This window comes from Paludibacter sp. (assembly GCF_009712605.1).
Lineage (GTDB): Bacteria > Bacteroidota > Bacteroidia > Bacteroidales > Paludibacteraceae > Microbacter.
Genome location: NZ_WASO01000009.1, coordinates 173,359 through 186,027, shown reverse-complemented (window position 1 = coordinate 186,027; position 12,669 = coordinate 173,359). Strand labels below are relative to the sequence as shown.

At 42.6% G+C, this 12,669-nt stretch carries 8 protein-coding genes; 4 read left to right on the top strand and 4 right to left on the bottom strand.

Annotated features, from left to right (window positions below; translation table 11 throughout):
• Nucleotides 1–21: 21 nt before the first annotated feature.
• From F8N35_RS07955 to F8N35_RS07945, 3 genes are all read left to right on the top strand, one after another.
• Nucleotides 22–564, top strand: a complete 543-nt coding sequence (locus F8N35_RS07955; protein ID WP_293051037.1) for a hypothetical protein — start codon at nucleotides 22–24, stop codon at nucleotides 562–564.
• Between the two features lie 242 nt (nucleotides 565–806).
• The gene (locus tag F8N35_RS07950) at nucleotides 807–2,852 is read left to right on the top strand and encodes a M13 family metallopeptidase (RefSeq protein ID WP_293051034.1); all 2,046 of its coding nucleotides are present in this window, start codon (nucleotides 807–809) and stop codon (nucleotides 2,850–2,852) included.
• 313 nt (nucleotides 2,853–3,165) lie between these two features.
• Nucleotides 3,166–4,221 carry an AbiH family protein gene (locus F8N35_RS07945; protein WP_293051032.1) on the top strand — a complete coding sequence of 352 codons (1,056 nt, stop codon included), beginning with the start codon at nucleotides 3,166–3,168 and terminating at the stop codon, nucleotides 4,219–4,221.
• A 93-nt stretch (nucleotides 4,222–4,314) separates the two neighbouring features.
• Here the strand turns inward: F8N35_RS07945 and thrA are convergent, their stop codons facing one another.
• From thrA to F8N35_RS07930, 3 genes are all read right to left on the bottom strand, one after another.
• Nucleotides 4,315–6,750, bottom strand: coding sequence for a bifunctional aspartate kinase/homoserine dehydrogenase I (gene thrA / locus F8N35_RS07940; protein WP_293051030.1), 2,436 nt, complete (start codon nucleotides 6,748–6,750; stop codon nucleotides 4,315–4,317).
• 264 nt (nucleotides 6,751–7,014) lie between these two features.
• Nucleotides 7,015–8,067, bottom strand: a complete 1,053-nt coding sequence (locus F8N35_RS07935; RefSeq protein ID WP_293051028.1) for a glycosyltransferase family 4 protein — start codon at nucleotides 8,065–8,067, stop codon at nucleotides 7,015–7,017.
• Between the two features lie 55 nt (nucleotides 8,068–8,122).
• Nucleotides 8,123–8,746, bottom strand: a complete 624-nt coding sequence (locus tag F8N35_RS07930; RefSeq protein WP_293051026.1) for a VTT domain-containing protein — start codon at nucleotides 8,744–8,746, stop codon at nucleotides 8,123–8,125.
• Between the two features lie 332 nt (nucleotides 8,747–9,078).
• Here F8N35_RS07930 and F8N35_RS07925 point away from each other — a divergent pair, with 332 nt between their 5' ends.
• Complete coding sequence (locus F8N35_RS07925) at nucleotides 9,079–10,998, top strand: SPFH domain-containing protein (protein ID WP_293051024.1); 1,920 nt, start codon at nucleotides 9,079–9,081, stop codon at nucleotides 10,996–10,998.
• Nucleotides 10,999–11,088: 90 nt separating this feature from the next.
• On the opposite strand, the gene F8N35_RS07920 is transcribed toward F8N35_RS07925, so the two are convergent.
• Nucleotides 11,089–12,585, bottom strand: a complete 1,497-nt coding sequence (locus F8N35_RS07920; protein WP_293051022.1) for a TlpA family protein disulfide reductase — start codon at nucleotides 12,583–12,585, stop codon at nucleotides 11,089–11,091.
• Nucleotides 12,586–12,669: the final 84 nt, after the last annotated feature.

Genomic DNA, 12,669 nt, shown 5'->3' with positions numbered 1-12,669 from the left:
CCGAATTCAAACCTAGTTTTTATGCTCTACAAATTCCTTATTCTATCGGACGAAGTTGATGATTTTATGCGCGAAATTACCATTGATGCAAGTGCTACATTTTTTGATTTGCATAATGCAATTTTAGAGTCCGTCAACTATGAAAAAGATCAGATCACCTCGTTTTTCCTTTGCGATGACGAATGGGAAAAACAACAGGAGATTACCCTGATTGAAATGGAAACCAGCTCCGAATATGATAATTTGGTAATGGATACAACTTCTCTTGAGGATTATATTACCGATGAGAAGCAAAAACTCTTGTACTATTTTGATCTGATGGCCGATCGTGCATTTTTTATTACCATGCAGGAGTTGATCCCCCGCCAAAACAGCGATAAAGCCGTGTGTACACGCTCTGAAGGACAACCTCCGAAACAGTTTGTTGATTTTAATGAAATGGCTGTTGTGCAGGGAACCGGCGATATTGATGAACAGTTTTACGGTGATGAAGAGTTTAATGCTGACGAACTTGATAGTGAAGGGTTTGGAGATGTAAACTTTGAGGAAGAAGCGCAACACTGAGAATAATCATCTCTTTTTTGAGTCAAAAATAAGCTAAGGGCAAAACTGAAAACAATTCGGTTTTGCTCTTTTTTATTTTTCAGAATAAGATATTCCATGCATATAATTTCATAAAAAAGTTTGCCTTTCTGTTTTTTCATTTAACTTTGCACATTAAACCTTAAAATGCTGTTATCCCAAGTGATTATTGCCGGATAATGGCATTTCTTGTAGAATATTTATTTACATTTAATTTTTCGCGAATGAAGAAATTTGTGATTCTGGCAGGATGTGCTCTTGCCCTTTTTACAGCCTCTAAGCCAGTCCCGGCTCCGAATCAGACTTCGGGAATTGATCGTGCCAATATGGACACGACGGCCAATCCGGCTGACGATTTCTATCAGTATGCCTGTGGCGGTTGGATGAAAAACCACCCATTGACAGCTGAATATGCCCGTTACGGTAGTTTCGACAAACTGGCTGAAGAAAACCAGTCGAAGTTGAAAGAACTTATTACCACTTTGGCAACTCAGCAACATGCTGCGGGTTCTATTCCCGACAAAATTGCCACTCTCTATAATATGGGTATGGACAGCGTGAAACTGCAACAACAGGGAGCTGCACCTATCAAACCATTGCTTGAAGTTATCTCGAAACTGGCGACCAAAAAACAGATTCAGGGTGAGTTGATTACCTTGCACAAAAATGGTATTTTCCCGTTCTTCGAATTGACTACCGAGGCCGACTATACCAATAGTAAAATGACTATTGCATGGTTGTATCAGGGTGGAATCGGTATGGGACAACGCGACTATTACCTCGAAAATGACGACCATACCAAAGAAATCCGTGCCAAATATCAGGAGATGATGACCAAGATGTTCGATCTTTCGGGTTACGCCAAGCTGACTAAAACTCCGGCCGCAAAACTGACAGAAGAAGTGATGGCTCTCGAAACCGAACTGGCAAAAGCATCGTTCGACCGTGTAACACTCCGCGATCCGCACAAAAACTTCAACAAAATGGAGCTGCCCAAACTGGTGGCAATGACTCCTGATGTTGACTTCAATACCTATTTCAAAAGTATCGGTTTGCCGAACCTGAAAAGCCTGAATGTGGCTCAGCCCGAATTTATCAAGGCAGTTCAAAATGTTCTGAAAACTGCGAAACCCAATGCCATCAAGGCTTATTTTGCCTGGAACGTTATCAGTACAGCTGCTCCTTATTTGAGCGAAGATTTCGTGACAACCAACTTTGCTTTCTTCGGAAAGGCAATGTCGGGTCGCGAAGTGATGCGTCCGCGCTGGAAACGTGTGGTGACTACCATCAATGGTTCACTGGGCGAAGCTGTTGGTCAGATGTACGTGGAAAAATATTTCCCACCCGCAGCAAAAAAACGTATGGTGGAACTGGTTCACAATCTTCAGGATGCCTTTGCGCAACGCATTCAGGCTTCAGAATGGATGGATCAGCAGACCAAAAATACAGCTATTGAAAAGCTGAAAGCAATTCACGTGAAGATCGGTTATCCTGACAAATGGCGCGATTATAGCAATCTGAAGGTGTCGACCGACAGCTATTTTGCAAACATCCTTCGTTCCAACCAGTTTGATTTGGCTTACATGCTCAACAAAGTGGACAAACCGACCGACGTGAACGAATGGTTGATGACTCCGCAAACTGTAAATGCTTACTACCAACCGACAACTAACGAAATTTGTTTCCCGGCAGCTATTCTGCAACCTCCTTTCTTCAACCAACAGGCTGACGATGCTGCCAATTACGGTGCTATCGGTGTGGTAATCGGTCACGAAATGACACACGGTTTCGACGATGAAGGTCGCCAGTATGACCTGACAGGTAACCTGAAAGACTGGTGGCAGCCCGAAGATTCGAAGAAATTTGATGCCCGCGCTTCTGTGTTGGTTGACTATTTCAATAACATCGAAGTGGTTCCCGGCACCAAAGCTAATGGTAAACTGACACTGGGTGAAAACCTTGCTGATAACGGTGGTCTTCATATTTCATACGTTGCTATGCAGAATGCTATGAAAAAAGGCGATATCAATCCTGAAAAGATGGACGGCTTTACACCGGCTCAACGTTTCTTCCTCGGTTATGCTACCGTTTGGGCAAGCAATATCCGCGATCAGGAAAAACTGCGTCTCACAAAGCTCGATCCTCACTCGCTGGCCAAATGGCGTGTCGACGGCACATTGCCTCATATCGACATGTTCCTCGAAGCCTTTGGTGTGAAACCGGGCGACAAGATGTATTTGCCGAAAGAAAAACAGGCTCTGATCTGGTAAGTTTAGAGCAAAGAATAAAGATCAAAGAGTAAAGAAAGCCAAAGCCCCGTCGGATAGATTCCGGCGGGGCTTTCTTAATGTTTGCGAAGGCTTCTTTTTATCTTGGTTTTATTGTTTGATTCAAAAATAACATTAGCGGTTATGGCTAATTCGTCTTGATGAAAAACCGTATTTCTCAAGGAATAAAAAAAGTTTGATGAAATAAAAAAAATACTTTAGTTTTGAAGGGATTTTTTAGACTAAAAATAAGAATGTACATTCTACTTTAAGTAGATAAGAATTCTGATAGACAACATATAATCTTATAATCATCATGGAAGTTTTGTTTTTAATAGGAAATGGGTGTGACTTGAACGTCGGCCTGAAGACTCGTTTTAAGGATGTGTTGGAAGCATACTTAAAGCGAAAAGATACCGATCCTCGGCTTTGCAAGTTTAAAGAGGATATTAATCTTGATTTGGAAGATTGGTCTGATTTTGAAAAGCAGATGGGTGTTTATACGGAAAAATTCACAATAGACACGATTGATGATTATTATTTTTGTATTAAAAATTTTAGAGAATTCTTGGTTTTGCATTTAAAGAACCAGGAATCTCATATAGATTATCAACAATCTGAAGATGACATTATTTCGGTTTTTAGATATTCAATGCAAAAATTTCAAAATGAATTACAACCATTAGATTTAACCATCCGGAGTCCAATCCTAAATATATCAGAAACTATACAGTACAATTTTATAACCTTCAATTATACGAGCGTTTTGGATAACTGTTTGTCAATTCTTAAAGAAAAATTTTCGCTTAGCAGATTAAATTACATTGATAGTATTAGCCAAATATTACATCTACATGGCACGACAGAAGAAGACCTTATTATGGGAGTGGATAATGTATCTCAAATAACAAATGAAAATATTGCAACAGATAAGAAGCTTCAACGGACAATTATCAAACCGGTTATTAATGACAAGCGTAAAAACTTGAATAATCGAATAGGAGAATCTCTCATCATGAAAAGTCGTTTAATATGTATTTTTGGACTTTCATTGGGAGCTACAGATCAACGATGGTGGCACATTGTTGGAGAATGGTTAGAAGGACATGATCAACGCCGGTTATTATTATTTGTAAAGGAAAATGAATGGAATCTTGTTCATCCGGAAGATAGTATTGAAAAAAATGAAGAGGTGTTGGAGAAGGCTTTTAATGCTATGAATATTAGTCAGACGGATTCCATATCTGATCGGATTCATATCGGATTTAATACAAAAATGTTCAAAATAGATTTGACTAAAAAAGACAAAGAAGCATCTTTACATACAAGTTTACAGGTAGAATCCTCAAGTTTTGTAATGAATCAAAATTAGATTTGATCGCAAACAAAAACTCCCCGCCTTCGTTCGAAAGCGGGGAGTTTTGTTGGGTGGCGCGATTTTTAATCGCGCAATCAGTTCAATTGATTACCGTATATTGGCGATGCTGATGATGTCGGCAAAGACACCGGCAGCTGTCACACCGGCACCGGCGCCGTATCCTTTGATAATCATCGGATAGTCGTTGTAGCGTTCGGTGGTAATCATCAGGATGTTGTTGCTGCCTTCCAGATCGTACAGCGGATGGCGTTGGTCAACTTCTTGCAGTCCTACACTGCATTTGCCCTCTTCCATGGTAGCCACAAAACGGAGACGTTTGTGCTCGGTTTCGAGGCGTTGACGGTGTTGCTCGAACTGCGCATCCATTTCGCCGATGGTGTTCCAGAAATCTTCCAGCGAGCCTTTGAAATAGTTTTCGGGGATAAACAGGTTACACTCTACATCCGATTGTTCTACCCGGTAACCGGCTTCGCGCGACAGGATAATCAGCTTGCGAATCACGTCCTTGCCACTCAGGTCGATGCGCGGATCGGGTTCGGAGTAACCGGCCTCTTTTGCCATGCGGATGGTCTTGCTCAGTGTGTTTTCGGCACTCAGCGTGTTGAAAATATAGTTGAGTGTACCCGAAAGCACGGCTTCCATTTTCAGAATACGGTCGCCCGAATTAATCAGGTTGTTGATGGTATTCATAATCGGCAGCCCGGCTCCTACATTGGTTTCAAAGAGGAACTTGATGCCGCGTTTGCTGGCAATCGATTTTAGCTCGGCATAGTTTTCGTATTCCGATGAAGCGGCAATTTTGTTGGCAGCTACCACCGAAACGTTGTTCGACAACAAGTCTTTGTAGATGGTTGCAACCTCGGGACTCGCCGTACAGTCTACAAATACCGAGTTGAAGATATTCATGCCCAAAATCTCGTCGCGCAACAGTTGCGGAGAGGTCGGTTTGCCTTTCGCTTCGATTTCTTCCTTGTAAGTTTCCAGATCGATGCCTTCGCGGGTAAAGAGTGCCTTCTCGGCATTGGCAATACCCACCACGTTAAGCTTTAATCCTTTTTTAGCCATCAGTTTGGGTTGTTGCTGACGAATTTGGTCGAGTAGGCTACCACCCACGGTACCCGTACCGGTGAGGAATACGTTGAGCACCTGATAGTCGGAGAGGAAGAACGAATCGTGGATTACGTTCAGCGCTTTGCGCAGCGATTTCAGGTCGGTAACGAACGAGATGTTGGTTTCCGAAGCACCCTGTGCACAGGCAATGACGTTGATACCGTTACGGCCTAGCGTGCCGAACAGTTTACCTGCGATACCAGGGATGCGTTTCATGTTTTCGCCAACGATGGCAACGGTAGCCAAATCTCTTTCGGCAACTGCATGATTCATTTCGCCCAGTTCTATCTCACGTGCAAACTCTTCGTCGAGCGCTTTTACGGCCAGGTCGGCATCGCTGTTTTTAACAGCAAACGAAGTGTTGTTTTCCGAAGCTGCCTGCGAAACGAGGAATACGCTGATTCCGTTTTTGGCCAATGCTTTGAAAATACGGTAGTTCACGCCGATTACGCCTACCATGCCCAATCCCTGAACGGTAATCAAACAGGTGTCGTTGATGGACGAGATACCCTTGATCGCTTTCACTGTATCGGTGGTGCGATCGTTGGAAATATAAGTTCCCGGAGCTGACGGATTGAACGTGTTCTTGATCCGGATTGGAATATTTTTGTGATATGCAGGGTAGATGGTCGGCGGATAGATCACCTTGGCACCAAAGTTGCACAGCTCCATTGCTTCAATAAACGAAAGCTTATCGATCACGTAGGTGTTGCTGATGATGCGTGGGTCGGCTGTCATAAAGCCGTCCACGTCGGTCCATATTTCCAGTACGGAAGCTTTCAAAGCAGCCGCCAGAATAGCAGCCGTGTAGTCGGAACCACCGCGACCAAGATTGGTCACCACATTGGTACGGGTGTCGGAAGAGATAAATCCTCCGCACACAACCACTTTTTGCTCGTTGGCAAACTGCTGTTTGATAAGCGCGTTGGTGGTGTGAAAATCGACGATATGTTTGGTAAACTGCGGAACAGTTTTGATGAATTTACGAGAGTCGTACGTAACGGCATTGTCAATCACCTGTCCGACAATGGACGAAGAGGCGCGTTCACCATAACTCACAATAGAGTCGGTGATTTTCTGAGTAAGGTCTTGAAGCAGGAAGATCCCTTTCATAATGTTGGTGAGTTCTTCCAGTAAGTCGGTGATAGTTGTAGTGACCTGAGTTCGTTTTTCGGCAGGAACAACGCCATTTACCACATCGATATGCCTTTTGACAATTGCCTGCATGGCATCGATGTAGGTCGGGTCGCCGCTAGCGGCTAAGTTAGAAACATGGTAGAGTTGATCGGTGATGCCACCCAGTGCGGAAACTACTACGATTACCGGCTCCTGCTGGGCTTCAACGATTTTTTTTACCTCCAGAATGCTTTCGATGGAACCTACGGATGTTCCACCAAATTTTAAGACCTTCATTTGTTTTGTTTTTTAAGTAAATAAATAGTTTTAGTGATGATTTTCTTCTTCCAACAAGGAAATGGTTACAAATCCATTCCCCGGCCTGCGGTGAGAATAAATGCAGACAAATGGCTTCGGATAAATCTCAGTACAAAGATACGTTTTTGCCTTACTCCTTCCAAAATAACGGTAATCTGTTTATTATAAACAACATGATGTGGAAATGAAGCAAAAAAGCGGATACCCGAATGAGTATCCGCTTCCGGAAAAGAGATAGAAAAATCAGGTTGTCTGGAATGAGGGAAATTTTGATGCAGCCCGTTGCAGGTCGCTTTCGTAGAGATATTGATAAATATTCAACAGCTTTTCGCGTATTTCATGCTTGTCGAATTGCCGTATCAGTGCCTGCGAAATGGCTCTTCCTTCCTCTAATTTTTTGGAATCCGACATCATTTCGCGAGTCAGTCGGATAAATTCGTCGGTGGTGGAAGCTTTCATGTACGGGCGCTCGTAAAGCGTCGTGTATTCCGCAAGGTCGCGGAAAACTACCGGCAGTCCACAGGCAGCTCCTTCGATGGGTGCCAGCGGGCAATTTTCCTGATACGACGGGAAGAGCATCAGGTCGGCGGCGGCGTAAATAAGTGGCATTTTGTCTAAGCCCAACATTCCGGTAAACTGTATGTTGGAGCCTTCGCTTTCGGCAATGCGGGTGTCGATACGGGTGATGCCTTCGGTCATCGGACCGAAAGGACGACCGCCGGCCCACACAAAGCGTGCTTCAGGTATGGAAGCAGCTACATCCATAAAGTCTTCCACTCCTTTGCGGGCTTGTAGCTGTCCCACGCCCAAAACAACAAATTCGTTCTCTTTGATTCCCAGTATTTCACGTCCCTGACGGCGTTTTTCGGGAGAGCATATCCATCGGTCAACGGGAATCGGGTTGTATACCCGTTCTATTTTTGTTTTGGCTCCGGTCTCGATGATGGCTTCTTCCACCCGCGGCGAAATGGCAATGCAGACATCGGCATACGAATAGACCTGTTTGAAGTACCATTTCACGAAAGGCATCCAGAGTTTCCAGGCGGGTAGCGAACCTTTTATGGAATCGGGGATAACGTGGGCGGTGAATACTCTTTTATGTTTATATCGGAGACCTTTCCAGAAATAGAAGGGGCCGTATGTGTGACTGTGCATCACATCGCCTCTCTCTTCATTGTTTACTACGGTTTCAAGATCCTGATTTGCCTTGAGGAGTTCCACATGATCAACAAATGCAGTGTGTACTCCATTGCCTTTCATCATGTAGGCGGTTTCGGATATTACGTGTACTTTCATCTTGCTACAATATTTATAAAATGGTTGTTGTAAGTAACTATGTGGATATGGTTTGTTATAAAGTGTTTGGTGCATGTCGCTTGTATACTATGCCGATAATGTATCGGGTAACAATCCAAAGGAAAATTCCGGCTGGTATTGCCATTAGCATGTATTTGAATTCTTCGAGATGTGTATCGATATTTTTCCAGTACGGTCCTAAAAGATAACCAGTTGCAATGTAGAACGAGCTCCAGATGACCGAGGTGGCTAGTATGGTGATGCCGTATCTTTTTGGGTTGATATGCAGCAGGCCGCAGATAACAGCCACATAGCCCCGGATAAAGGGAGATAGTCGTCCGATGACGATTCCCTTAAATCCAAGGCGGGCTATTTTTTGCGATTGTTTGTGGATGCTTTGTTGAGAAATGGGAATCCATCGAGATTTTGCACTCAGCAAAAAAGTTCCGAATAGGTTGAAAATTACGTAAAGAGTGACTGCCGCCAGTAAATCGGCTCCAGCCACTGTAAGAATCAGCGGAAGCAATTTCAGAATTCCGGTAAAAGCCAGATAGCCGGAAAATATAAGAATAAGTTCGTTGGGCAGGGGAGTGGGAGCTCCGATCTCTTGAAGGAAAATGAAGAAGAATAAGGCCAGATAGCCATATTGACTGATATAAAAGACTAAATCGTCGGGCATTTGTTGTTTGTTTTAAGCAACCAGCCGAAGCGTTGATTGCCTTTTTACACATGCAAAATTAGGGTGGAGCTATTGCGAAGTTATTACGATTTGAAGAGGATATTGCTAAGAGTTTTATTGCTGTTTAGTCGTTGTGAATATTGTAATGTGTTGTTATTTATTATTTTAATGGGGAAGGTGGATTGATGTTTGTGTCTTTAGATGTGAGCGGAGGATTATTTTACTTAAATTTAGATACTAAACATTTATTATTTTGTTTGTATAATTTGAAAAATTCATATATTTGACGATTGTAAAAATTGTTTTTAACTCTCATTTTAATTTTTGAAATTATGGTTGATATTTTAATCGGATATTGGTGGATAATTCCAATTGTCCTGTGTGTTGTGCTTTATAAGATTATTCTAAGATTTCTCTGTGGAATGGTGATCGTTCCAGAAGATCGGATTGGTTTGGTAACCAAGAAGTTTGTGTTGTTTGGCTCCGATAAAGCATTGCCTGATGGACGCATTATTGCAACCAAAGGAGAAGCTGGTTTTCAAGCTAAAACCTTGGCTCCTGGGCTTTATTTCGGGAAATGGTTCTGGCAATATGATGTTACCATGGAGCAGTTTACGGTTATTCCGGAAGGGAAAATCGGGTTGGTGTTAGCAAAAGATGGAGAGCCAATACCGACCGGAAGTATTCTGGGGCATTCAGTAGATTGCGATAATTTTCAGGATGCAGAGAAGTTTTTGATTAATGGAGGTCAAAGAGGTCGGCAAACAGCTTATATCACAGCAGGTTCATATCGTATCAATACAATGCTTTTTCAAGTTTCAATCACCGATATGGTGCGGATTCAGGAAAGCCGAGTTGGAATAGTAACTACTCTTGATGGGCTTCCTATCGAAGCTGGTCAGATTGCAGGAAAATTGGTCGATGGCCACAATAATTTTCAGAATTTTGATGCTTTCTTGCAAAATGGAGGTAACAGAGGACTACAACCTCAGGTAATTCTGGCAGGATCGTATAACCTTAATCCATGGGCTCTTCAAATTGAAGAAATCCCAATGACTGAAATTCCAATTGGATATGTTGGTGTGGTGATTTCGTTTATTGGCAACGAAGGTAAAGATTTGACCGGTTCTGATTTTAAGCATGGTAACATTGTAGACAAAGGGAATAAAGGTGTGTGGATTGAACCGCTTGGTCCCGGCAAATACCCGATCAATATTTATACTATGAAAGTAGAACTGGTACCGACTACCAATCTTGTACTAAACTGGGCTACAGCAAGAAGTGAAGCTCATAATCTGGATAAAAACCTGTCAACCATAACGGTTCGCTCAAAGGACGGATTCCCATTCAACCTCGACGTGGCACAAATTATTCATGTACCTACAACGGAGGCTCCTAAAGTGATTGCCCGTTTCGGTAATATGGTCAATCTGGTTTCTCAGGTTCTTGAGCCAACCATTGGTAACTATTTCCGTAATTCGGCTCAGGATAGTGATGTGATTGCTTTCCTTAGTACGCGTAAGGAACGTCAGGAATCAGCGAAAGCCCACATTAAAATGGTACTCGACGAATACAATGTGAATGCCGTAGACACTCTTATTGGTGATATTGTACCTCCTGATTCTCTGATGAAAACTCTTACGGATAGAAAGTTGGCGGAAGAACAGAAAATCACCTATGAGACGGAAAAAAAGGCTCAGGAAACACGCCAGGGAATGGAAAAAGAAACGGCTATTGCCGATATGCAGAAAGAAATTGTAAAAGCTCAACAGGGTGTTGAAATTGCAGAACGCTTGGCCAATGCAACCGTAAAAAAATCAGAGGGGGATGCTACCAGCGTAAAAGTGGCAGTGGGCGCTGAAGCAGAAGCAACCAAAATGCGTGCCCAGGCCGAGTCGGAAGCTATTCGTCTGAAAGCTGCTGCCCAGGCCGAACAAATTGCTTTGACCGGTAACGCAGAGGCTCAGAAAATTTTAGCAGTTGGTAAGTCTACTGCAGAAGCTTACGAATTAGCGGTGAAGGCGTTGGGTGGAGAAAACTTTACCCGTTATAAAATTACGGAAGAACTTTCGAAAGGGAACATTAAATTAATACCTGATGTTTTAATCGGCGCCAATGGTAGTAACGGAGGAAATGCAATGGATGGTCTGTTGGGACTTAAGCTAATGGAAATGATGGATCCGGAAAAGAAAAAGGATGTGGTAGCTGTAAAAACAACGGAAGAGCCTCTGAGAGGAAAAGATAAAAAATAATTATCACCTGTTATTAGTCAATGGGTTTATCGAAATAGAAAAGTTCTTTTCTATTTCGATAAACCCATTTTTTATTATTTAAAGTGTCGCTTAAGGCTGTTTTGTGGATAGCCTTTTTATTTCATTATCAATCACCTCTGGAAGTTGTTTGATGCCAATGCGTTTGGATAGAATGCGCTTGTTTTCGTCCAACAGGTATACGGTGGGAGTGGAGATGATGTTGTAGGTGTCTTTGTAAGTATATTCGAGCGGAGTGGCATTGATCCAGTCGTAGAGTTTGTGGTCGTTTACAAAGTCCACCCATTTTGCTTTTGCATCTGCTCCGGTAAGCATGTGGATAGCTACAATTTTTACATCTTTATTTTTGATAATGGGGTAGATTGAATCGTAGAGTAATGGCATCTCTTTCTGGCAATGACCGCAATCGACTTCCCAGAAAACGAGTACGGTAAATTTAGCTTTGATGTCCTGTAATCTCATCATCCGTCCTATTTGAAGGCTTTTGCGGGCAACCGAATCTGTTTTTGAAGTTATAAAATGCTCAACCGGAATTTCAGCGAGTGGTAAATTGGGCGCTTCTTTCCCAATCAGGTTGGGCTTGATTTTGGCAATGTCTTTTTGAAGGTTATCTCTGAATTTCTGATCGGCCCACGTTGCTTGCGACAGGTAGTATTTTTCGGCAAAATAGACAAACGGACTGTCCATTCCGACATATTGATTCGCCTTTTCTGCCAGATGATTGTAGATGGTGCCCAGCATATAACGACGAACTTCATCGTTGGTGCCGATCATAGACATGAGCCGGTCTGCCTCTTTTTGAATCGAGTCGGGATGCTGGATGGCGGCTTTGTCGAGATAATCAATCACCTTGCGTTCGTAGAAGGGCGTGTGCAGGAGTCTTATATCCGACAGATCAAAATTGTCGAAGAAGTGCTGATGCCAGTATTTGTATTGAAAATTCGGATCTGTAATATTGCCTTTTGCGTCACGAGGCAGTGGAGGAATCTCTATCTCTTGCAGCGCCTGAAGCCATGTGGCGAAAAAGGTTCCTTTGTTTTGATCTATCGATTGACGAATGTAGTTTTTAACTTCGGTATTGAGAGCGTTGCGAGCTTTGGTGATGGAATCTTTTTGAGCCGGATTAGCACTGGCAAACTGTTCGTTAAGGTGCTTCATTTCCTTTGTTTTGCCGGTAATCAGGTTGCGATAGTTGTAGAATAGCGTGTTTTCTTCCGAACCTTTGAACTTAACGTTCCGAACCAGATCTGTGGTATCTGCTTCCACGCTGAATTGCTGGTTATTGCCAATAAAAAGGTCGAAATATTTTTTTTGCGGAAGAATGACAATGTACATTCCGCCGGTCAACGGTTTGGTATTTGCAAAGACGGCTTCACCTTTCTTGTTCAGCTTGGTTGAGTCGTCTTTTATAAAAGTGAGAGATTCTTTTGCAAAATAGTGAGCCAGAACTACAGAAGAGTCTTTCAGTCCGGAGATTTTGATTTTTATTTCATAACCGCTTTTAGCGTATGTGGTAACCGAAATACAACTGATCAAAAGAATTTTTGTTAAGAGTTTGTTTTGCTTCATCGTTGTTTAAATTTTGAGCAAAAATAAAAAAATATCGGGGAAACTTTGTGAAGAAACCCCGATATTCGAACGGTGAAAATTAAA

Coding starts and splice junctions, on each gene's coding strand:
- F8N35_RS07955 (WP_293051037.1), top strand. CDS start 22: ATGCTCTACAAATTCCTTATTCTATCGGACGAAGTTGATGATTTTATG.
- F8N35_RS07950 (WP_293051034.1), top strand. CDS start 807: ATGAAGAAATTTGTGATTCTGGCAGGATGTGCTCTTGCCCTTTTTACA.
- F8N35_RS07945 (WP_293051032.1), top strand. CDS start 3,166: ATGGAAGTTTTGTTTTTAATAGGAAATGGGTGTGACTTGAACGTCGGC.
- thrA (WP_293051030.1), bottom strand. CDS start 6,750: ATGAAGGTCTTAAAATTTGGTGGAACATCCGTAGGTTCCATCGAAAGC.
- F8N35_RS07935 (WP_293051028.1), bottom strand. CDS start 8,067: ATGAAAGTACACGTAATATCCGAAACCGCCTACATGATGAAAGGCAAT.
- F8N35_RS07930 (WP_293051026.1), bottom strand. CDS start 8,746: ATGCCCGACGATTTAGTCTTTTATATCAGTCAATATGGCTATCTGGCC.
- F8N35_RS07925 (WP_293051024.1), top strand. CDS start 9,079: ATGGTTGATATTTTAATCGGATATTGGTGGATAATTCCAATTGTCCTG.
- F8N35_RS07920 (WP_293051022.1), bottom strand. CDS start 12,585: ATGAAGCAAAACAAACTCTTAACAAAAATTCTTTTGATCAGTTGTATT.